Origin of the sequence: Comamonas sp. A23 (assembly GCF_004522605.1) — a bacterium.
Classification (GTDB): domain Bacteria; phylum Pseudomonadota; class Gammaproteobacteria; order Burkholderiales; family Burkholderiaceae_C; genus Comamonas; species Comamonas thiooxydans.
Map to the genome: position 1 here is coordinate 193,265 of NZ_RSDT01000010.1, position 21,057 is coordinate 214,321.

Here is a 21,057-nt window from a genome sequence, read left to right on the forward strand (position 1 = left end):
AGCGCGGCTGCGGGGCGGTTACTCTTGAAACCGTAGCTGCTTACGCATACCGTTCATCGATTTTCGTCATAAAACACCTTGAATCGACCTTGAAACAGGCGCGGAGTGCTCCCATCTGAGTAGCAAAGACCCGACCCGCTCTGGTCTATGGCTTGCGCTCGCGCATTTGCGTGGAGAATCGCAGCATCGCGCGGTGGGCACTCTGCTGGAGTGACCGGTTCGCAGACTTTTCAGCGCCGCTGCCCGGGTGGCAGCGCACAAGCAGCATTGGGAATCACATGATTGACGTCACCCTCGAGAATTTTGAAGCCGAAGTCGTAGCCGCCTCCATGGCCGTACCCGTGCTGGTGGACTTCTGGGCACCCTGGTGCGGCCCCTGCAAGACGCTGGGCCCGGTGCTCGAAAAGCTGGAAGTCGCCTATGAAGGCCGCTTCAAGCTGGTCAAGATCGACTCCGATCAGGAGCAGCAACTGGCTAGCATGTTCGGCATCCGCTCCATCCCTACCTGTGTTCTGATGATCGGCGGCAAGCCCGTGGATGGCTTCATGGGCGCCCAGCCCGAAGGCAAGCTGCGCGAGTTTCTGGACAAGCATCTGCCTTCCGAGGGCGAGCTGGCGGCCGAGGCCGATGCCGATGAAGCCCAGGCCCTGCTGGAGTCCGGCGACACCCAGGCCGCGCTGCAGAAGCTGGCCGATGCGCTGGCGGCCGACCCGGCCAACGACGATGCGCGCTTTGACTATGTGCGCCTGCTGATCGCCACCGGCAGCTTCGAGGAAGCTGCTGCCCTGCTGGCTGAGCCCATCAAGCGCATTCCCCAGCCGCTGCGCTTCGAAGCGCTGAACCAGTGGCTCAAGGCGCTGGAATTTGCCGTGCAGGACGACAATGCCGATGTGGCCAAGTATGACGCCGCCATCGCCGCCAACAAGCGCGACTTTGACGCCCGCTTCGGCCGTGCGCGCGCGCTGCTGGCCCACAGCCAGTGGACCGATGCCATGGACGAGTTGCTGGAAATCATCATGCGCGACAAGACCTGGAACGAGCAGGCGGCGCGCAAGCTCATCGTCGGCGTGCTGGAGCTGCTGACCCCGCCCAAGCCCAAGAAGCAGGACGCCGTGCCCGGCAAGACCAGCGGTGGCATCGAGCTGCTGGGCAAGAACAGCGCCGAGCAGGATGAGGCGACGGCCCTGGTCAACAGCTATCGCCGCAAGCTGAGCATGGCGTTGAATTAAAGGCTCCCCCTGAGGCGCTTGCACCTTCCCCCTGGCCGGGCGCCCCTCTCTCTACGCGCTTCGCGCTATGGGAGGGGGACGACAGCTTCGCTGCGCGGCGGCGCTTGCTCGCTGTCCCTTGCCTTGGGGCACGCCAGTTTTTGCTGCTTGCGTTGAATGAGACTCGCGATGGATCAGATCTTTTCAGTGGCCTTTCAGGGCCTCTTTGTTTATCTGGGACTGGCGCTGGCATTTGCGGTGCTGGCGGGACTGCTGCGCTCGCCACGCTTCAAGGGCTGGCGCGGCGAGCGGGCCGTGCAGGCAGCGATCCGCCGGCAACTCAATCCGCTGATCTATGTGGACATGCACAACGTCACCCTGCCCACGGCGGATGGTGGCAGCACGCAGATCGACCATCTGATCTTTTCGCCCTACGGCCTGTTCGTGCTGGAAACCAAGAACTACCAAGGCTGGATTTTCGGCACCGAAAAGCAGCGCGAATGGACGCAGCAGATTTTCAGAAAGCGCAGCCGCTTCCAGAACCCGCTGCGCCAGAACTACACGCACGTCAAGACCTTGCAGTCGCTGCTGGACATTGCGCCCGAGCATCTGCACTCGGTGATCGCCTTTGTGGGGGACTGCGAGTTCAAGACCGAGATGCCGGCCCATGTCACGCGCGGCCTTGGCTTTGTCGGCCATATTCAGAGCTTTGCCGAGCCCGTGTGGAGCCCCGAGCAAATGCAGGCGCTGCTGGACAAGCTCGAAGAACTGCGGCTGCAGCCCGGTCGTGCCACCGACAGGCGGCATGTGGCGCATGTCCGGCAGTTGCAGGCGGCCAGCAAGGCGCGCAAACCCAGGCAGGAGCCGGTGGCGGAAGCCGCTGCCCATCTGGTCAAGCCACCCGTGCCCGAGACCGTGGATGTTCTGCTGGAGCCTCTCATGCCGGCGCCGCCTTCGGCAGTGGCCGATAGGGATCTGTCGGCGCAGGTGTCGCCCGCCCAGCCAGTCGTTGCTGCTCCTGCCAGGTTGGCTGACACTGCGGCAGAGGCTGCAGAGCCGGTGCAGCCCGGACGGGTCGATGCTGTGCCGGTCTGCCCGCAATGCGAGTGGCCGCTGCGCAAGTTGCTGATGCAGCGCGGGCCGCTGGCGGGGCAGGCCATCTGGCGCTGTACCAATGCGGTGGCCTGCAGCTTTGTGCGCGGTGATCAGGTGCTTGCGCAAGCGTCTGAGACTCCTGAATAATGAGCTGCAAGCGCTTTGTCTGTATGCGTTGAAGGCCGCAAAGGTGTTTGTGATGACTGCTTTCTCGAAGCTGCATACCTTTCTTCGCCCGGCATTGAGCGCACTCTTGCTGTTGGGGAGCCTGGCAGTCGGCGCTGCGGATGCAGGGCCTGCAGCGTCCGAAGGCGAAGCCATGGCTGCCGTGCCGGCCCCGCTTCTCGATACCTACTGGAAACTGGTGCAGCTGGGTGACGGCCCGTATGTCAGCGCCTATGACAATCAGCCCGAGCCGCATCTGGTGCTGGAGACCGGTAGCGGCCGTTTTCATGGCGCGGGCGGCTGTAATCGCCTGCGCGGCAACTACAGCCTGGACGGGCGCTGGCTGCGTTTTTCGGCCGTGGGCGGCACCCGCATGGCCTGCGTGCAGGGCATGCGCCGGGAGCAGCTGCTGCTGGCCACTCTGGCTCAGGTCAGCAGCTATGCCGTGCAGGGGCAGAAACTGGTGCTCAGCGATGCCGAGGGGCGTGCGCTGCTACGGTTCGAGGCCGTGTATCTGCGCTGAGTCTCAGTGCGTGATTTGTGGGCTTGAGGACTTGAGTGACGAGGCATTGCCCAGCGAGCGAATCGGTATGCCCATGTCCTGTGGAATCTCGCCCGACAGCTGCAGTGCCAGATAGCGGGTGCAGCAGACGCGCAGAAAAGAGCTGAAGTTGTCCACCGCTCCGCGCTCGGCCAGCAGCTCGTCGTAGAGCTTGGTGCAGAGCTGGGGAACGGTATAGCTGTCCCGCGCGGCAATCTCTTCGAGTACCTGCCAGAACAGGTTTTCCAGCCGGATGCTGGTGGCGACTCCATGCAGCCGGATGGAGCGGGCCCGGTGGGCCCAGAGCTGCGGATCGGCGCTGATAAAGACCTGGCACATGGCGCGACTCTCCAAAACAAAAACCGGGCCATGGTGTGGCCCGGTGACTGCGGCGTCAAGAGGAGAACTCTTGAATTGATAGCTTGCTGCGCTTGATGGAAAAAGCGCTGGAGGCCGATTTCAGTGTGAAATCTTCGTGCCCAGCAGCGCGAGAAACTGTGCAATCCAGGCCGGATGGGCAGGCCAGGCCGGGGCGCTTACCAGATTGCCTTCGGTATGGGCCTGGTCGACGGGGATGTCGGCATAGCTGCCCCCGGCCAGTTCCACCTCGGCGCGGCAGGCGGGATAGGCCGAGCAGGTGCGGCCCTTGAGCACGCCGGCCCCGGCCAGCAACTGCGCGCCGTGGCAGACGGCGGCCACGGGTTTGTTGGTGTCGAAGAAGTGACGTACGGCGGCGCGCACGCTTTCATAGCCGCGCAGATACTCGGGGCCGCGGCCGCCGGGGATGACCAGGGCGTCGTACTGCTCGGGCTTTACATCGGCAAACGTGGCGTTGAGCGTGAAGTTGTGGCCGGGCTTTTCGCTATAGGTCTGTGCGCCTTCAAAGTCGTGGATGGCGGTCTTGATCTGGTCGCCGGCCTTTTTGTCGGGGCAGACCGCGTGCACGGTATGGCCCACGGCCAGCAGGGCCTGGAACGGGACCATGGTTTCATAGTCCTCGCAGTAGTCGCCGCAAATCATCAAAATCTTCTTGCCTGCCATGGTCTGTCTCCTGTTGAAGTGTCAAACCATTGTGGACAGGCAAGTGGCGCCGCGGGTATTAACGGGCTACTACATCGGGACGGGCGGGCGGATAGTGGGTGCCGTAGTCCGACGAACGCTGGTACAGCGTCAGCCCGAACTGCGGCAGCACGCCGATCAGATGGTCGAAGATTTCGCCCTGTATGCCTTCGTACTCCACCCAGATGGTGGTGTTGGTGTAGCAGAACAGCTGCAGCGGCAGTCCCGTGGGCGATGTCTCCATGGTGCGCACCATGAGGAACATGCCCGGGCCTTTGCCAATGCGCGGATGGCCCATCAGATAGGCGTAGGCATAGGCCTTGAAGGCGGCCAGATTCGTCACCTGGTGGGCGGCGATGGCCTGGGTTGGCATGGCGGCCTCGGCCGCGCCCGGCATGGCCTGCAGGCCGTCGCGCTCGCTCCAGTAGGGTTGCAGCAGCGCGATATGGCCCATGCCCGCGCGTTCCTCGGGTGAGAGCAGGTGCACGGTGTTGGCGTCCAGGTTCAGCGAGCGCATGATGCGGCGTCCGCCCGAGTCGAACATGCCGCGCCAGTTCTTGAAGCTGTCCGTCATCAGCCGCCAGGTGGGAATGGTGGTGATGGTCTTGTCCCAGTTCTGCACCTTGACGGTATTGAGCGCGATATCAGTCACAAAGCCGTCGGCGCCGACCTGGGGCATCTCTATCCAGTCGCCCACGCGCAGCATGTCGTTGCTGCCGAGCTGAACGCCGGCGACAAAGGAGAGGATGGTGTCCTTGAAGACCAGCATCAGCACGGCCGACATGGCGCCCAGGCCCGAGAGCAGCAGCAGCGGCGAGCGGTCCATCAGCGTGGCCACGATGAGCACCACGGCAAAGCTGCAGACCAGCAGCTTGCCCAGCTGCACATAGCTCTTGATGGAATGGGTCTGGACGGCGGCCTTGCGTGCCTCGTCGCGTTCATGGGCCTCGTTCGTGGCATTGAGCAGGTCGCACAGCGCGCGCGCAAGGTGGTAGAGCGTGAAGGCCACCGCCACATTGGTGATCAGCGTGGTCCAGCGCGGCTCCAGATGCGGCACGCCTTGCACGCCGAACTGCACGATCAGCGAGGGCACGACCTTGGCCAGGCGGCGCAGCACCTTGTCGTGCATGAGGATCTGGGCCCAGCCGGTCCTGAGGGTGTCGCGCATACGGCGAAAGACCTTGAGCCCCAGCCACTGGGTCAGCCAGCCGGCCACAAGAGCGGTCAGGGTCAGGACGCAGAGCGAGGCCAGCATTTGCATGGCGGGATTCCAGTCAGAAACAAAAGACCAGCGGGAAAGCAAGAGCAGCTCCTCAGAAGAATGGACCGGGGCAGGAGCGCAAGTCTGGCAACTTCGGGCAGAAGGCAGGCGATGGCGTCGGGCACGTAAACAGGCCGGTAAGACCGGCTGGCGTGCAAAAAGTTCAGCAATGTGTGAACAGCCACTAGCTTACGCAAAGCCGTATTTCCCAGCGTGGCGTGCAGGAAGGCCGCAGGGATGGCGCAGCGGGTTCTGCGGTCATGCAAGGCTAAAACGGCGCAAGCGGTCGGGGAGCCTAAAATCCCTGCTGATTTCAGATTTCTACCTTGCCGGGTCCCAAGTGGGGCTGGCGGCCACTGCACTGCACCATGCAAGAAAAATTCAACCACATCGAGGTCGAGCGCGCCGCGCAAGACCACTGGCAAGCCAAGGACGCCTACCGCGTCACCGAAGACGGCAGCAAGCCCAAGTACTACGCCTGCTCCATGCTGCCCTACCCCAGCGGCAAGCTGCACATGGGCCATGTGCGCAACTACACCATCAACGACATGCTCACGCGCCAGCTGCGCATGAAGGGTTACAACGTCCTCATGCCCATGGGCTGGGACGCCTTCGGTCTGCCAGCCGAGAACGCTGCGCTGAAGAACAAGGTGCCGCCTGCCAAGTGGACGTACGAGAACATCGCGTACATGAAGAAGCAGATGCAGGCCATGGGTCTGGCCATCGACTGGAGCCGCGAGGTCGCCACCTGCGACCCCGAGTACTACAAGTGGAACCAGTGGCTGTTCCTCAAGATGCTGGAAAAAGGCATTGCCTACCGCAAGACCCAGGTGGTGAACTGGGACCCGGTGGACCAGACCGTGCTGGCCAACGAGCAGGTCATCGACGGCCGCGGCTGGCGTACCGGCGCGCTGGTGGAAAAGCGCGAGATTCCCGGCTACTACCTGGGCATCACCAACTACGCTCAGGAACTGCTGGATCATGTGCAGGTCGGCAACGAGAAGGCCACTCTGAACGGCTGGCCCGACAAGGTGCGCCTGATGCAGGAGAACTGGATTGGCAAGTCCGCCGGCGTGCGCTTTGCGTTCACGCATGACGTCAAGGGTGCTGATGGCGCGCTGATTGGCGACGGCAAGATGTACGTCTTCACCACCCGTGCCGACACCATCATGGGCGTGACCTTCTGCGCCGTGGCGCCCGAGCACCCCCTGGCCTTGCACGCGGCAGCTGGCAAGCCCGAGCTGGCCGCCTTCATCGAGGAATGCAAAAAGGGCGGTACGACCGAGGCCGAGCTGGCCGTCAAGGAAAAGGAAGGCAAGCCCACGGGCCTGTTCGTCACCCACCCCATCACCGGCGCGCAGGTCGAGGTCTGGATCGGCAACTATGTGCTGATGAGCTATGGCGACGGCGCCGTGATGGGCGTTCCGGCCCACGACGAGCGCGACTTCGCCTTTGCCAACAAATACGGCCTGCCCATCAAGCAGGTGGTGGCCGTGGAAGGCCAGGCCGCTTATGACGACAAGCAGTGGAGCGACTGGTATGGCGACAAGGAGCGCGGCGTACTGATCAACTCCGGCGACTTCGACGGTCTGAACCACAAGGATGCGGTGCAGGCCGTGGCCAAGATTCTGGGCGACAAGGGCCTGGGCGAGCTCAAGACCACCTGGCGTCTGCGCGACTGGGGCATCAGCCGTCAGCGCTACTGGGGCACTCCCATCCCCATCATTCATTGCGCCGATTGCGGTCCTCAGCCCGTGCCCGAGAAGGACCTGCCCGTGGTCCTGCCCCAGGATCTGGTGCCCGATGGCTCCGGCAATCCCCTGGTCAAGAGCGAAGCCTTCCACGCCGGCGTGGTCTGCCCCTGCTGCGGCAAGCCTGCCCGCCGTGAAACCGACACCATGGACACCTTCGTGGACTCGTCCTGGTACTTCATGCGCTATTGCGACGCCAAGAACGGCGAGCAGATGGTGGCCGACGGCGCCGATTACTGGATGCCCATGGACCAGTACATCGGCGGTGTGGAACATGCCATCCTGCACCTGCTGTATGCGCGTTTCTGGACCAAGGTCATGCGCGACCTGGGCCTGGTCAAGATCGACGAGCCCTTCACCAAGCTGCTGACCCAGGGCATGGTGCTCAACCACATCTACAGCCGTCGCACGGCCAAGGGCGCCAAGGAATACTTCTGGCCCAAGGATGTGGAGCATGTGTTCGACGACTCCGGCAAGATCATCGGCGCCAAGCTCAAGATCGAAGTGGACAGCGCCGACGGCCTGCTGCCCGTGGGTACCGCCATCGATTACGAGGGCGTGGGCACCATGTCCAAGTCCAAGAACAACGGCGTGGACCCGCAGGATCTGATCGAGAAGTACGGTGCCGACACCGCACGTCTGTACACCATGTTCACCTCGCCTCCCGAGCTGACTCTGGAGTGGAACGACGCCGCCGTGGAAGGCAGCTATCGTTTCCTGCGCCGCGTCTACAACTTCGGCAGCAAGCTGACAGGCATGGACATGGCTTCCGCCGTGCAGGGCGTGGCCGGCGCCAAGTCGCTGGACGATGTGGAATTCGGCAAGGCGGCCAAGGCCCTGCGTCTGGAAATCCACAACGTGCTCAAGCAGGTCGAGTACGACTACTCGCGCATGCAGTACAACACCGTGGTGTCCGGCGCGATGAAGATGATCAATGCGCTGGAAGACTTCAAGGCCCTGGATGACGCCGGTGCCAAGGTGGCGTTGATCGAAGGCTTCGGCATTCTGCTGCGCGTGCTCTACCCCGCAACGCCCCATCTGGCGCATGTGCTGTGGAGCGAGCTGGGCTATGCCAACCACCTGGGCGATCTGCTCGATGCCCCCTGGCCGCAGGTCGATCCCAAGGCCCTGGTGCAGGACGAGATCTCGCTGGTGCTGCAGGTCAACGGCAAGCTGCGCGGTGCGATCCTGGTGTCCGCCACTGCCGACAAGGCTGCCATTGAGGCGGCTGCGCTGGCCAACGAGGAGTACCAGAAGTTTGCCGAAGGCCGTGCACCCAAGAAGATCATCGTGGTGCCGGGACGTCTGGTGAATATTGTGGTGTAAATGACTCCCCCTGAGGCGCTTCGCGCCTTCCCCCTCTCTCGCTTCGCGGGAGGGGGACAATACCTTCGCTGCGGGGCGGCCCTTGCTCGGTATTTCTGGAGCAAGAGTCGATGCTCGCAGCAGGGCTTGAAGATTAGAGGACAGTTGATGCAAAAACGTACGCTGCTGGCCGCCATGGCCTTGACGCCTTTGCTGGGAGCTTGCGGCTTTCGCCTGCGCGGAGCGCCTAATTTTGTGTTTCGCTCCATTTACGTGCAGGCGGGGCGCGGTGCGCCCGTGGGCACTTTGCTGCGTCGCAGTCTGGAATCGAGCAGCGATCAATTGACCGTGGTCAAGGACCCGGCATCGCCCGATACCGCCGAGGTGATCTGCCAGATCATCAGCGAGCAGGCCCAGCGCGTGATCATCGGCTCCAACGTGGCTGGCCAGGTGCGTGAAATCGAACTGCGTCTGATCGTGCGCTTCTCGTTGCGCACGCCTGGCGGCGATGAGCTGATCGAGCCGGTCGAGATTCGTCAGATCCGCAACGTGACCTATAACGAAACCAATGCCTTGTCCAAGGCAGTAGAAGAGGAAATGCTGAACAAGGACATGCGCAACGACATCGTGCAGCAGATCATTCGCCGTCTGGCTGCGGTCAAGAGCCTGCAGGTGTCATGAGCCCGTCCCCTGAGCCGCAGCGCGACGGGGACTACGGCCTTGTTGCTGGGCGGCAGGTCGCCTAGGCCCTTGCTTGACGTTTCTGAGTTACGGTCGAGAGTCTCCAGCGTTGGTTCGATAAATCTGATAGCTGCTGACGCTTGAGTTCAGTGCGTTTCAGATACTTCTTATAGAAAACTTTTCTCCATGCAGCTTGCGCTGAACCAGCTTCCCTCCCATCTGGCCAAGGGCTTGCGCTCGCTCTATGTGCTGCATGGCGACGAGCCCTTGCAGCAGCAGGAAGCGGCCGACGCGATCCGTGCGGCAGCGCGCGCTCAGGGCTATACCGAGCGCAGCAGCTACACCGTCATGGGCGCGCACTTTGACTGGAGCGGCGTGCTGGCGGCAGGCGGCAGCCTGAGCCTGTTTGCGGACAAGCAGATTCTGGAAATTCGCATTCCCAGCGGCAAACCCGGCAAGGACGGCAGTGCTGCGCTGCAGCAGCTGGCCAGCAGCGCCCAGGGCAACGACAGCACGCTGACCCTGATCAGTCTGCCGCGCCTGGACAAGGCCACCAGGACCGGGGCCTGGTTTGGGGCGCTGGACGGCAACGGCGTTTCCATCCAGATCGATCCCGTGGAGCGCGGCGCGCTGCCGCACTGGATTGCACAGCGTCTGGCGTTGCAGAACCAGCGTGTGGCTGCAGGTGAAGAGGGCCAACGCACGCTGCAGTTCTTTGCCGACCGAGTGGAAGGTAATCTGCTGGCAGCGCACCAGGAAATTCAGAAGCTGGCCCTGTTGCACCCCGAGGGTGAGCTGAGTCTGGCGCAGGTGGAGCAGGCGGTGCTCAATGTGGCGCGCTACGACGTGTTCAAACTGTCCGAGGCCGTGCTTTCAGGCCAGGTGGCGCGCAGCATGCGCATGCTGGACGGCCTGCAGGCCGAAGGCGAGGCCGAGGTGCTGGTGCATTGGGCGCTGGCCGAGGACATTCGAAACATCAAGCGGGTCAAGGACGCCATGGCGGGCGGCAAGCCCCTGCCCATGGCGCTGCGCGAGAACCGCATCTGGGGCCCCAAGGAGAGGCTGATGGAGCGGCTGCTGCCGCGTGTCAGCGATGCACGCGCGGCCGAACTGCTCCAGGCTGCCCATGCCGTGGACGGCATTGTCAAAGGTTTGCCCAGCGCGGGCTGGCCTCGCGACAGCTGGCAGGCCCTGAGGCAGCTGGCCATGCAACTGGCCCAGGCCGGGCGCTGATTTTCGGCTCAGCCGGGATTGGCGGCGAGCTGGGTTTGGGCCTTGTCGGCCCATAGGTGCAGATTGTCCAGCAGGTCCTTCTGGCTGAAGGAGCAGCTTTCCTCGGTGAACAGCGCGCTGGATTCGAGCCGGTCCAGCAGGTTGAGCAGCACCTCGCCATAGCGTGGTGGCAGTGCCTCAAGCAATGTGGTCGCGGCGCGTGCCTGCTGGCCCAGGGCGCTGGCGCTGATCTGCGAGTGGGCGAGCTGCTCGAATCCGCTGCGCAGCTGCTGGAGCTGGCGGGCGCTTTCCTGCAGCGCTGTGGTGTTGTGGCTCATAAGTCTCCTTGCGATTCAGAGGCCGAGTGTAGGTGTCCGCAGGGCCATAAACCCCCTCGTGCTCGGGCTTGTCTGCGCAACTTGCTTATCTCGGCGAAAATCACGCCATGAACGCGCTCAATACCGTCGAATACATGCACAACCTTGGTGTACAGGCAAAATCCGCCTCTGCACTGATGGCGCGTGCGTCTGCAGCTACTAAAAACAAAGCACTCAAGGCGCTGGCCCGTCTGCTGCGCGAGAACGTCGAGCCGCTGCAGATCGATAATGCCCGCGATCTGGAGCGCGCCGTGGCCAATGGCCTGTCGGCGCCCATGGTCGACAGGCTGCGTCTGACGCCCAAGGTGCTGGAGACTTGTGCCGAAGGTTGCGAGCAACTCGCTGCCATGCCAGATGTGATCGGCGAGATCAGCGGCCTCAAGCAGATGCCCAGCGGTATCCGCGTGGGTCAGATGCGTGTGCCTCTGGGCGTGTTCGGCATGATTTATGAAAGCCGCCCGAATGTGACCATCGAAGCGGCCAGCCTCTCGATCAAGAGCGGCAATGCCTGCATTTTGCGCGGTGGCTCGGAGGCGATCGACTCCAACAAGGCGCTGGCCAGGCTGGTGGCCCAGGCGCTGGCCGAGGCCGGCCTGCCTGAAGACGGCGTCAAGCTGGTGGAGACCACCGACCGCGATGCCGTGGGCCAGCTCATCGCCATGCCCGACTATGTGGACGTCATCATCCCCCGTGGAGGCAAGGGCCTGATCGAGCGCATCAGCCGCGAGGCCAAGGTGCCAGTCATCAAGCATCTGGATGGCAATTGCCACACCTATGTGGACGACCCCTGCGACATCGCCATGGCCGTGAAAGTGGCCGACAACGCCAAGACCAACAAGTACAGCCCTTGCAACGCCAGCGAAAGCCTGCTGGTGGCACGCGCCGTGGCAGCAGACTTCCTGCCCAGGATCGGTGCCGTCTATGCCGCCAAGGGCGTGGAAATGCGCTGCGATGCCGAGGCTCTGGCCATTTTGCAGACCGTTCAGGATGCCAAGCTGGCCGAGGCAGTGGAGCAGGACTGGTACGAGGAATATCTGGCCCCCATCATCAGCGTGAAGCTGGTGGACGGTGTGGACGAGGCCATTGCCCACATCAACAAGTACTCCAGCCACCATACGGAGTCGATTTTGACGACCAATCACCTGCATGCGCAGAAATTCCTGCGCGAGGTCGATTCGGCCAGTGTCATGGTCAATACCAGCACCCGCTTTGCCGATGGCTTCGAGTTTGGACTCGGTGCCGAGATCGGCATCAGCACCGACAAGTTCCATGCGCGCGGGCCGGTAGGTATCGAAGGCCTGACTTCGCTCAAATACGTGGTCCTGGGCGACGGCGAAGTCCGTTCCTGAGATCCACCCGCCGACGAGGGCTGTTTGCGGCCCTCATCGGTCTGAATTGATGCCGCAGCTTGGATCCCTTTCCATAACACCATGAAAATCATTATTCTGGGTGCCGGGCGCGTAGGCCAGAGTGTGGCCGAAAGTCTGGTGTCCGAGCAAAACGGAATCACCGTCATCGACACGGATGCGCGAGCATTGCGTGAGCTGGAATCGCGCTTCGACCTTCGTGGCGTGGTCGGCAACGGCATCGATCCCCAGGTGCTGGCCGAGGCGGGCGCCAAGGATACCGACCTGCTGATCGCCTGCGCCTCCATGGACGAGACCAACCTGGTCTGCTGCAAGATTGCCCAGGCCGTGTTCGACATTCCGACCCGCATTGCGCGGGTGCGCTCGTCCAGCTTTGCGGTGGATGATCCGGTGCTGGGCAAGGAGGGTTTTGCGGTCGATCGCATCATCTGTCCCGAGGAATCGGTCACCAATTACATCCGCAAGCTCATCGAATACCCGGAGGCCATGCAGGTGCGCGCCTTTGCGGGCGGGCGGGCCGCCCTGGCCTCGGTGCGCGCACGTGCCGGCGCGCCTGCCGTGGGGCTGCAGATTGCGCAGGTGCGAGAGCGCATGCCCGAGCTGGCCATGCGCATCGTCGCGATCTACCGCCGCTTCATGGACGAGCCAGACCGGTTTGTGCGCTGCGACGGGGCCACGCGCATAGAGCCCGGTGACGAAGTCTTCATGCTGGCCGCGACCGAGCATGTGTCCGAGGCTCTCAAGGCCATCAATCTGCCCGAAGGCCGCCCGAGCCGGCCGGTGTTCCGCATCATGATTGCGGGCGGAGGCCAGGTCAGCCTGCGGCTGGCCAGGAAGCTGGCGCAGACGCCCGGGCGCTTTCACGTCAAGATCATCGAGTCCAACGCCCAGCAATGCCTGAGCCTGTCGTCGGTGCTGCCTGCCGAAGTGCTGGTGCTGGAGGGTGATGCCACCGACGAGGCCCTGCTGGAGGAGGAGGGCATCGAGGAGGTGGATCTGTTTCTCGCGCTGACGGACGACGACGAGGACAACATCATGTCCAGCCTGCTGGCCAAGCGCATGGGCGCACGCCGTGTTCTGTCGCTGATCAATCGCCGCGCCTATGCCGATCTGATGCACGGCACGCAGATCGATATTGCGCTGTCGCCGGCGCAGGCCATGCTGGGCGAGTTCCTGGCTTACGTGCGCCGCGGCGATGTGCAAGCCGTGCACAGCCTGCGCCGCGGCGTTGCCGAGGCACTGGAGATCGTGGCGCGCGGCGACCGCAAGAGCTCGCGTGTGGTGGGGCGCAAGGTGGAAGAGCTGCGCCTGCCCGAGGAGGTGCATATCGGTCTCATCGTGCGCGGCATTCCAGAAGGCAAGACCTGCGAGGAAGTGGCGGGGGCGGCACTGGAGACCGAGGTCATCATTCCGCGCAGCCATACCGTGATCGAATCCGGCGACCATGTGGTGTTCTTCCTGCCCAACAAGCGGCTGGTGCGCAACGTGGAAAACCTGTTCCGCGTCAGCGCCACCTTTTTCTAAGCTGCGCTCATGAAAGATCTGCTCCCTGTCCTGCGTGTGCTGGGCATGCTGATGATTATGTTTGCCGGCGCCATGCTGCTGCCCTTTGGCATCTCCTGGTTCACGCAGGATGGCATCTGGCGCATCTATCCCTGGTCGATCGGACTGACGGTGGGCGTGGGGCTGTTGCTGTGGGGGGGACTGCACCGTCACAAGCAGGATCTGCAACCGCGTCATGGCGTGATTCTGGTGACCCTGGTCTGGGTGGTGCTGCCGCTGTGCGCCATGGTGCCGCTGATGATGGGGTTGAACCGGGTGGGCATCTCCATCAGTCTCACCCATGCCTACTTCGAAGCCGTATCGGGCCTGACGACGACCGGGGCCACGGTGCTCAGCGGTCTGGATCAGTTGCCGGTGTCCATCAATGTCTGGCGTACTTTCATGCAGTGGATGGGCGGCATGGGGATTCTGATTCTGGCCGTGGCTGTGTTGCCACTGCTGGGTGTCGGCGGCGCTCAGCTTTTCAGAGCGGAAGCTGCAGGTCCCGTCAAGGACACCAAGCTCACGCCGCGTATTACCGAGACGGCCAAAGGCCTGTGGGGTGTGTACGCGCTGTTCTCCATTGGCTGTTTTCTGACCTTCTGGGCCTGCGGCATGCAGCCGCTGGATGCGCTGATGCATATGTTCGCCACGGTGAGCCTGGGCGGTCTGTCGTCGCACGATGCCAGCTTCGCCTATTTCAACTCGCCGCTGCTGGAGGCCGCGGCCTTGCTGTTCATGTTGCTGGCAAGTTGCAACTTTGCGCTGTACTTCGTGGCCATGCGCAAGGGGCGCATCGATAGTTTCATGCGCGACCCCGAAATGCGCGCCACGATTGGCGTGCTGCTGGGCTCGGGCCTGCTGGTGGCGCTGCTGCTCTGGGTCAAGGGGGTCTATGGGCCGCTCGATGCCTTGCGCAACGGCATGTTCCACACGGTCTCGGTCGCCACGACCACCGGCTTTTCCACCACGGACTATCTGTCCTGGCCGGTGTTCATTCCCGTTCTGTTGTTGCTGCTGTCGGGGGTGGCTACCAGCGCGGGCTCGACCGGCGGTGGCATCAAGATGGTGCGCATGCTGATTCTGGTCAAGCAGGCCAGGCGCGAAATGACGCGTCTGGTGCACCCGCGCGCCGTGCAGCCGGTGCGGCTGGGCGATGCGGTGGTAGATAACCCGATGATTTTTTCGGTGCTGGCCTACATGCTGGTTTACGGTGCCACCGTCATTGTGCTGAGCATGGTGTTGCTGCTGACCGACCTCGACCCTCTGACCGCATTCTCTGCCGTGCTGGCCAGCGTGCACTGCATGGGACCGGGACTGGGCGCGGTTGGCCCATCATCCAACTACACGGTGTTGACGGATTTCCAGATCTGGGTGTGTACTCTGGGCATGCTGTTGGGGCGGCTCGAGATACTGAGTTTCATGGCTTTGCTGTCACCGGCGTTCTGGCGTCGTTGAAACAAAGACTGGGGAAAACACCTATCTCATGCTTCAATCTCTACAATTGCCCCCCACCATCGTCTCCTGAGGGTATTTATGGTTCCACATCTCGTCACGGCTTTGACCGGCCCCATTAACGAACTTGAGCAGCGCATTCTCGACTCCATGCCTGCCATTGAGCGTTGGTTCCGCCTGGAATGGATGGAGCACACGCCGCCGTTCTACTGTTCGGTGGATATTCGTAATGCGGGTTTCAAGCTGGCACCGGTGGATACCAACCTGTTTCCAGGCGGCTGGAACAACCTGACCGATGAAATGCTGCCACTGGCTGTCCAGGCTGCGATGGCTGCCATCGAAAAGATATGCCCCGAGGCGCGCAATCTGCTCATCATTCCCGAGAACCACACGCGCAACACCCACTATCTGGCCAGCGTGCTGCAGCTCAAGCGCATCTTCAGCATGGCGGGTCTCAATGTGCGCATCGGCTCCATCAGCCCCGAGATCAAGAAGACGCTGTCCATCACGCTGCCCCTGGGCGACGAGATCAAGCTGGAGCCGGTGATCCGCAGCAAGCGCCGTCTGGGCCTCAAGGATTTCGACCCTTGCACCATTTTGCTCAACAACGACCTCTCCACCGGCGTGCCCGGCATCATCGAGGAGCTGTACGAGCAATACCTGCTGCCGCCGCTGCATGCAGGCTGGAATGTGCGCCGCAAGAGCCGTCACTTCCAGAGCTACGAGGAAGTCGGCAAGCGCTTCGGCAAGCTGCTGGGCATCGACCCCTGGCTGATCAACCCCTTGTTCGGTCATGTGGAGAACATCGACTTTGCCGAAGGCACGGGCATGGAGGCCCTGGCCGAGCAGGTGGACGTGATCCTCTCCAAGGTGCGCCGCAAGTACAAGGAATATGGCATCAAGGAAAAGCCGTTTGCCGTGGTCAAGGCCGACAACGGCACTTATGGCATGGGTGTGATGACCGTGCGCGACGCCAAGGAGCTGGCTGCGCTGCCGCGCAAGAGCCGCAACAAGATGGGCGTCATCAAGGACGGCCAGACCGTGCATGACGTCATCGTGCAGGAGGGCGTGCTGACCTATGAGCGCATGCACAACGCCGTGGCCGAGCCCGTGGTCTACATGATGGATCGTTACGTGGTGGGAGGTTTCTACCGCATGCACCCCGAACGCGGCGAGGACGAGAACCTCAATGCCCCCGGTGCGGGCTACGTGCCCCTGGCTTTCCAGCAGAGCAACCACCTGCCTCAGGCCAGCGCGCGTCCGGGCGCCAGCGCACCCAACCGCTTCTATATGTATGGCGTGATAGCACGTTTGGCCATGTTGGCGGCCAGCTACGAGTTGGAAGCCACTAATCCCGACGCAGAAATCTACGACTGATTTCGCAGGCGCTGAGGACAGCGCACAATGCCGACAATTTGATCACTTGGTGACTGCCTTACGAGTCGCTTCCTGAATCGTGCAAAATTCGAAATCCTCGCTAGGCGCCCTGACCCTGGGCGCGATCGGTGTCGTCTACGGAGACATCGGAACCAGTGTTTTGTACTCGGTCAAGGAGGTTTTCGGCTCAGGCTATGTGCCGTTCACGCCGGACAACGTCTATGGCGTGCTCTCGGTACTGTTCTGGACGCTCACGGTCATCGTCTCCCTCAAGTACGTGACCCTGGTGCTGCGCGCCGACAACAACGGCGAGGGCGGGCTGGTGGCCATGCTGGCCCTGGCCTCCCAGACGGTCAAGGACAGGCCGCGACTGTCCGGCACGTTGTTTCTGGTGGGTATGTTCGGCACCTCGCTCTTCTATGGCGATGGCGTTATCACTCCGGCGATTTCCGTGCTCTCGGCGGTTGAGGGCCTGGAAGTCATCTCGCCGCATTTCACCAAGGCCGTGATTCCGCTGACACTGGTGATTCTGTTTCTGCTGTTCTTCGTGCAAAAGCGCGGCACCGCAGGCATAGGCAAGTTCTTTGGCCCCGTCACCGTGACCTGGTTTGTCTGTATCGCCCTGCTGGGCGTGCACCAGATCATGGGGCATCCGGAAATCCTGGCGGCACTCAGCCCGCATTACGCGGTCCGCTTCATCTGGAACAGCCCGGGCATCAGCTTCATCATTCTGGGCTCGGTCGTGCTCTGTGTGACGGGTGCCGAGGCGCTGTACGCCGATCTCGGTCACTTCGGCAAGAAGCCTATCCGTCTGGCCTGGTTCAGCGTTGCCATGCCGGCGCTGACCTTGAATTACTTCGGTCAGGGCGCTTTGCTGCTGGCCAATCCCGAGGCAGTCAAGAACCCGTTTTTCATGATGGCACCTAGCTGGGCGCTGCTGCCGCTGGTCATCATGGCCACCATGGCCACGGTGATCGCCTCGCAGGCGTTGATCACGGGAGCCTTCAGCGTGACGCGTCAGGTCATTCAACTGGGCTACTTTCCACGTTTTGAGGTACGCCACACCAGTGTGAAGGAGACCGGTCAGATCTATATGCCCCTGGTCAACTGGGGCCTGTTTGTGGCGATTGCGCTGGCTGTTCTGCTGTTTCGCAATAGCGGCAATCTGGCGGCGGCCTACGGTATTGCGGTGACGCTAGACATGCTGATCACCACCATGCTGACCTTCTTTGTCATCCGCTATCGCTGGAACTATTCGCTGGCCTTGTGCCTGCTGGCGACGGGCTTCTTCTTCGTGGTGGATCTGGCTTTCTTCGCCTCGAATCTGCTCAAGCTGTTTGAAGGCGGCTGGTTCCCGCTGCTGATCGGTGGCACGGTCTTTACCCTGATGATGACCTGGCGCCGCGGGCGTGAGCTGCTGCATCAGAAGTTGCAGGCGGATGCGCTGGATCTGCGTCAGTTTCTGGAATCCACCTGGCGTCATCCGCCCACGCGCGTGCCCGGCACGGCGGTTTTCCTCTCGGGGGAGCCCGGCACCGTGCCGCATGCGCTGCTCCATAACCTCAAGCACAACAAAGTGCTGCATGAGCGCAATCTCTTTGTGACCGTGCGCAACCACGAAGTGCCCTGGGTCGGGATGGACAAGCGGGTGGAGGCAGAGTCGCTGGGCGGCGACTGCTGGGAAGTCATCATCCACTACGGCTTCAAGAACGAGCCCGATGTGCCTGCGGCGCTGGCGCAGCTGCGTACCCAGGGCTGCAAGCTGGACTCCATGTCCACCAGCTATTTCCTGTCGCGTGATGTGATCATCCCGCGCATGAACAACTCCATGGCGCACTGGCGCGAAAAGCTGTTTGCGCAGATGCACAAGAACGCGAGCCGGGTGGCTGATTTCCTGCACCTGCCGAGCAACTCGGTGGTGGAGCTGGGCTCCAAGATCGAGCTGTAAATACTTTGAGTCAAATAGGCCTTTGGCTCTTTATTAAAAAGCGCTGATAGCTATTGATTTTGATGTGATGATGGGCTTCGTCATTCGCGCTTACGCGGAGTGCATCATTTTGGGTGGGGCTGGTGCCAGAATGCACGGATGCGCTTTTTCAAAGACTTGAGCCCTGCCGCCGTGGCCGCAGGCTTTGTGGCCGTGCTTGTGGGCTTTACCAGTTCGGTGGCCCTGGTGTTTCAGGCGGCGCAGGCGTTTCATGCCACGCCTGAGCAGATTACTTCCTGGATTTGGGCGCTGGGCCTGGGCATGGGTCTGTGCTCGCTGGTCCCGTCGCTGATTCTGCGCATGCCGGTCATGGTGGCCTGGTCCACCCCAGGGGCGGCGGTGCTGGCGACCGCCGGGCTGGCGGGTGGTTTCTCCATGGGGGAGGCGATCGGTGCCTTTATTGTCAGCGCGGCACTCATCATTCTGGTGGGGGTGACCGGCTGGTTCGAGCGCATCATGAACCGCATCCCCATGGAAATTGCGTCGGCCCTGCTGGCCGGCGTGCTGGCCAAGTTCGGCATGCAGGCTTTCTCTGCGGCCGAAACCAATCTGTCCCTGGTGCTGGTCATGCTGCTTGCCTATCTGCTTTCGCGGCGTATGGCGCCTCGCTATGCGGTCATCATCACCCTGCTGGCCGGAACCGCCTGGGCGGCGCTGAGCGGGCAGATGCAGTGGTCGGCCGTGCATGGCGGGCTGGCCATGCCGGTCTATACGGCTCCCGAGTTCTCGCTGCAGGCGCTCATCAGCCTGGCGTTGCCCCTGTTTGTCGTGACCATGGCTTCGCAGAATCTGCCGGGCGTGGCAGTGATACGCGCCACGGGCTATCCGATACCGGTGTCCAAGGTCATCAGCATGACCGGCGTGGCGACCTTGCTGCTGGCACCGTTTGGCGGCTATGCCCTCAACCTCAGCGCCATCACGGCGGCGATCTGCATGGGAGACGAGGCGCATGAGGATAGGGGCAAGCGCTATACCGCCGCTGCTGTGTGCGGACTGCTATATATTTTGATAGGTGTCTTTGGTGCGGTGGTTACGGGCCTGCTGACGGCCTTTCCCAAGGAGCTGGTGGCCTGCATCGCCGGACTGGCCCTGCTGGGCTCCATAGGCGGCGGCATGGCGACGGCCTTCAAGGAGGAAAAGCACCGAGAGGCAGCGCTCATCACCTTTCTGGTCACGCTCAGCGGCGTCGTCATCGCAGGGGTGGGCTCAGCCTTCTGGGGCGTGGTCGCTGGCAGCCTGGCCTTGCTTGTCCAGAGCCTGCGTGCGCGCAGGGCCTGAGTATCTGCCGTCATATTGTGGTGTTTTGCCCGGCTGGGCATGATGCCGGTATCTACCTCTACCGCTAGAGTTTTTCACCATGCAAATACTGTTTGTTGCCGATCCGCTGGAATCCTTTGTCATCTACAAGGACTCCACCTTTGCCATGATGCGTGAGGCTCAACGCCGAGGACACCAGATCGTGGCCTGCGAGCCCCGCCATGTCTCCTGGCAAAGCGGCGGCAAGGTCATGGCGCAGGTGCGCCATATCAGCCTGACCGGGGAGCAAGACCGCTGGTTCGAGGAGACGCGAAGCGCTTTGACGGCACTGGCAGATTTTGATGCCATCGTCATGCGCAAGGATCCGCCCTTCGATTCCGAGTTCTTCTACGCCACGCACATGCTCGGTCAGGCCGAGCGTGAGGGCGCCAAGGTCTTCAACAAACCCAGCGCACTGCGCGAGCATCCCGAAAAGCTCGCCATCATGGAGTTTGCACAGTTCATCTCGCCCACCCTGGTCACGCGCAGCGCCCAGGACATCCGTGCTTTTCATGCAGAGCACAAGGACATCATCCTCAAGCCGCTGGACGGCATGGGCGGCATGGGCATCTTCCGGGTCGGCGAAGACGGCCGCAATTTAGGCAGCATCATCGAAACCCTGAATCAGGGCGGCTCCACCAGCGTCATGGTGCAGAAGTTCCTGCCCGACATCGTTCATGGCGACAAGCGGGTGCTCATCATCGGCGGCAAGCCCGTGCCGTTCTGCCTGGCACGCATTCCGCAGGGCAATGAGGTGCGCGGCAATCTGGCGGCCGGCGGCAAGGGAGTGGCCCAGCCGTTGGCAGAGCAGGACAAGGCAATTGCCGAGTTCATTGGGGAGCGTTTGGTGCAGCGTGGCCTGCTATTGATCGGACTGGATGTGATTGGTCACAACGTCACCGAGATCAATGTGACCAGTCCCACCTGCTTCCAGGAGATCTTTGATCAGACCGGCTGCGATGTGGCGGCACTGTTTGTTGATGCACTGGAGCAGGCAGCTAGCGCCTGAGAAGCGACAAAGAACCCGGCAGGCAAGGCCTGCCGGGTTCTTTGTCTGGATGTCCGTGTGGATGTTGCCTGGCCTGCCAAAATCTGTGTACAATGCAAGGCTTCACTGAGCGAAATGCAAATTTTTGCTAGCCGATCTGAAAGAAATAAGGCGGCAAAGTTGTGATAGAATTCAAGGCTTCGCTGATCGCAGCAAGCAACGAGATTCAAGATCGGGTTTTTCGGTTTTGCACTCGGTTCCTTAAAAAATACAGCCGATAAGCGTGGGCGTTTGAGGGCAAGCAGCCAGTTCTTCGGAACAAACTCTTCGGAGTTATCAAGCGCTCACAAAAACAGTAATGAGGAAGAATTAATTCTTCTTGATTCCGTC

17 protein-coding genes are annotated in these 21,057 nt (G+C 62.1%); 13 read left to right on the forward strand and 4 right to left on the reverse strand.

The genetic code is table 11. The annotated features are described in order from the left end of the window. Window positions 1-278 precede the first annotated feature (278 nt). From trxA to EIC84_RS20495, 3 genes are all read left to right on the forward strand, one after another. Entirely contained in the window at window positions 279-1,229 is a 951-nt protein-coding gene (gene trxA / locus EIC84_RS20485) for a thioredoxin (RefSeq protein ID WP_004340400.1), read from the forward strand. 168 nt (window positions 1,230-1,397) lie between these two features. Further along, entirely contained in the window at window positions 1,398-2,450 is a 1,053-nt protein-coding gene (locus EIC84_RS20490) for a nuclease-related domain-containing protein (protein WP_004340402.1), read from the forward strand. Between the two features lie 52 nt (window positions 2,451-2,502). Next, window positions 2,503-2,991, forward strand: a complete 489-nt coding sequence (locus EIC84_RS20495) for an META domain-containing protein (RefSeq protein ID WP_034361260.1) — start codon at window positions 2,503-2,505, stop codon at window positions 2,989-2,991. Window positions 2,992-2,994: 3 nt separating this feature from the next. Here EIC84_RS20495 and EIC84_RS20500 read toward each other — a convergent pair whose 3' ends face one another. From EIC84_RS20500 to EIC84_RS20510, 3 genes are all read right to left on the reverse strand, one after another. After that, window positions 2,995-3,348, reverse strand: coding sequence for a ribbon-helix-helix domain-containing protein (locus EIC84_RS20500; protein ID WP_004340407.1), 354 nt, complete (start codon window positions 3,346-3,348; stop codon window positions 2,995-2,997). Between the two features lie 120 nt (window positions 3,349-3,468). Beyond that, window positions 3,469-4,050 (reverse strand): DJ-1/PfpI family protein, encoded by a 582-nt coding sequence (locus EIC84_RS20505; protein WP_003060496.1) that lies wholly within the window; start codon window positions 4,048-4,050, stop codon window positions 3,469-3,471. 58 nt (window positions 4,051-4,108) lie between these two features. Beyond that, window positions 4,109-5,329, reverse strand: coding sequence for a mechanosensitive ion channel family protein (locus tag EIC84_RS20510; protein ID WP_004340428.1), 1,221 nt, complete (start codon window positions 5,327-5,329; stop codon window positions 4,109-4,111). Between the two features lie 368 nt (window positions 5,330-5,697). Here EIC84_RS20510 and leuS point away from each other — a divergent pair, with 368 nt between their 5' ends. From leuS to holA, 3 genes are all read left to right on the forward strand, one after another. Continuing rightward, window positions 5,698-8,406 carry a leucine--tRNA ligase gene (gene leuS, locus EIC84_RS20515; RefSeq protein WP_004340431.1) on the forward strand — a complete coding sequence of 903 codons (2,709 nt, stop codon included), beginning with the start codon at window positions 5,698-5,700 and terminating at the stop codon, window positions 8,404-8,406. A gap of 147 nt (window positions 8,407-8,553) precedes the next feature. Further along, window positions 8,554-9,066 carry an LPS assembly lipoprotein LptE gene (lptE, locus tag EIC84_RS20520; protein WP_004340434.1) on the forward strand — a complete coding sequence of 171 codons (513 nt, stop codon included), beginning with the start codon at window positions 8,554-8,556 and terminating at the stop codon, window positions 9,064-9,066. A gap of 186 nt (window positions 9,067-9,252) precedes the next feature. After that, on the forward strand, window positions 9,253-10,299 hold the full coding sequence (gene holA / locus EIC84_RS20525) for a DNA polymerase III subunit delta (protein WP_004340437.1): 1,047 nt from the start codon (window positions 9,253-9,255) through the stop codon (window positions 10,297-10,299). A gap of 8 nt (window positions 10,300-10,307) precedes the next feature. Here the strand turns inward: holA and EIC84_RS20530 are convergent, their stop codons facing one another. Then, the gene (locus EIC84_RS20530; protein WP_004340440.1) at window positions 10,308-10,616 is read right to left on the reverse strand and encodes a hypothetical protein; all 309 of its coding nucleotides are present in this window, start codon (window positions 10,614-10,616) and stop codon (window positions 10,308-10,310) included. Between the two features lie 107 nt (window positions 10,617-10,723). Here EIC84_RS20530 and EIC84_RS20535 point away from each other — a divergent pair, with 107 nt between their 5' ends. The 7 genes from EIC84_RS20535 (at window position 10,724) to gshB (ending at window position 20,688) form a co-directional block, all read left to right on the forward strand. Then, entirely contained in the window at window positions 10,724-12,004 is a 1,281-nt protein-coding gene (locus tag EIC84_RS20535) for a glutamate-5-semialdehyde dehydrogenase (RefSeq protein ID WP_004340442.1), read from the forward strand. An 81-nt stretch (window positions 12,005-12,085) separates the two neighbouring features. Further along, window positions 12,086-13,546: a Trk system potassium transporter TrkA gene (trkA, locus tag EIC84_RS20540; protein ID WP_004340446.1), complete on the forward strand. Its 1,461-nt coding sequence runs from the start codon at window positions 12,086-12,088 to the stop codon at window positions 13,544-13,546. A gap of 9 nt (window positions 13,547-13,555) precedes the next feature. Beyond that, on the forward strand, window positions 13,556-15,022 hold the full coding sequence (locus tag EIC84_RS20545; protein WP_004340449.1) for a TrkH family potassium uptake protein: 1,467 nt from the start codon (window positions 13,556-13,558) through the stop codon (window positions 15,020-15,022). 78 nt (window positions 15,023-15,100) lie between these two features. Then, a complete protein-coding gene (gshA, locus tag EIC84_RS20550; RefSeq protein ID WP_004340452.1) occupies window positions 15,101-16,396 on the forward strand; it encodes a glutamate--cysteine ligase in 1,296 nt (431 codons plus the stop codon). Between the two features lie 79 nt (window positions 16,397-16,475). Further along, window positions 16,476-18,344, forward strand: a complete 1,869-nt coding sequence (locus tag EIC84_RS20555) for a potassium transporter Kup (protein ID WP_004340454.1) — start codon at window positions 16,476-16,478, stop codon at window positions 18,342-18,344. Window positions 18,345-18,482: 138 nt separating this feature from the next. Next, the gene (locus EIC84_RS20560; protein ID WP_004340456.1) at window positions 18,483-19,661 is read left to right on the forward strand and encodes a benzoate/H(+) symporter BenE family transporter; all 1,179 of its coding nucleotides are present in this window, start codon (window positions 18,483-18,485) and stop codon (window positions 19,659-19,661) included. Between the two features lie 79 nt (window positions 19,662-19,740). Continuing rightward, window positions 19,741-20,688, forward strand: coding sequence for a glutathione synthase (gene gshB, locus EIC84_RS20565; protein ID WP_004340463.1), 948 nt, complete (start codon window positions 19,741-19,743; stop codon window positions 20,686-20,688). Window positions 20,689-21,057 lie beyond the last annotated feature (369 nt).

What these genes read in the sequence shown, in the direction of transcription:
- trxA (WP_004340400.1), top strand. Translation starts at nt 279, where the DNA reads ATGATTGACGTCACCCTCGAGAATTTTGAAGCCGAAGTCGTAGCCGCC.
- EIC84_RS20490 (WP_004340402.1), top strand. Translation starts at nt 1,398, where the DNA reads ATGGATCAGATCTTTTCAGTGGCCTTTCAGGGCCTCTTTGTTTATCTG.
- EIC84_RS20495 (WP_034361260.1), top strand. Translation starts at nt 2,503, where the DNA reads ATGACTGCTTTCTCGAAGCTGCATACCTTTCTTCGCCCGGCATTGAGC.
- EIC84_RS20500 (WP_004340407.1), bottom strand. Translation starts at nt 3,348, where the DNA reads ATGTGCCAGGTCTTTATCAGCGCCGATCCGCAGCTCTGGGCCCACCGG.
- EIC84_RS20505 (WP_003060496.1), bottom strand. Translation starts at nt 4,050, where the DNA reads ATGGCAGGCAAGAAGATTTTGATGATTTGCGGCGACTACTGCGAGGAC.
- EIC84_RS20510 (WP_004340428.1), bottom strand. Translation starts at nt 5,329, where the DNA reads ATGCAAATGCTGGCCTCGCTCTGCGTCCTGACCCTGACCGCTCTTGTG.
- leuS (WP_004340431.1), top strand. Translation starts at nt 5,698, where the DNA reads ATGCAAGAAAAATTCAACCACATCGAGGTCGAGCGCGCCGCGCAAGAC.
- lptE (WP_004340434.1), top strand. Translation starts at nt 8,554, where the DNA reads ATGCAAAAACGTACGCTGCTGGCCGCCATGGCCTTGACGCCTTTGCTG.
- holA (WP_004340437.1), top strand. Translation starts at nt 9,253, where the DNA reads ATGCAGCTTGCGCTGAACCAGCTTCCCTCCCATCTGGCCAAGGGCTTG.
- EIC84_RS20530 (WP_004340440.1), bottom strand. Translation starts at nt 10,616, where the DNA reads ATGAGCCACAACACCACAGCGCTGCAGGAAAGCGCCCGCCAGCTCCAG.
- EIC84_RS20535 (WP_004340442.1), top strand. Translation starts at nt 10,724, where the DNA reads ATGAACGCGCTCAATACCGTCGAATACATGCACAACCTTGGTGTACAG.
- trkA (WP_004340446.1), top strand. Translation starts at nt 12,086, where the DNA reads ATGAAAATCATTATTCTGGGTGCCGGGCGCGTAGGCCAGAGTGTGGCC.
- EIC84_RS20545 (WP_004340449.1), top strand. Translation starts at nt 13,556, where the DNA reads ATGAAAGATCTGCTCCCTGTCCTGCGTGTGCTGGGCATGCTGATGATT.
- gshA (WP_004340452.1), top strand. Translation starts at nt 15,101, where the DNA reads ATGGTTCCACATCTCGTCACGGCTTTGACCGGCCCCATTAACGAACTT.
- EIC84_RS20560 (WP_004340456.1), top strand. Translation starts at nt 18,483, where the DNA reads ATGCGCTTTTTCAAAGACTTGAGCCCTGCCGCCGTGGCCGCAGGCTTT.
- gshB (WP_004340463.1), top strand. Translation starts at nt 19,741, where the DNA reads ATGCAAATACTGTTTGTTGCCGATCCGCTGGAATCCTTTGTCATCTAC.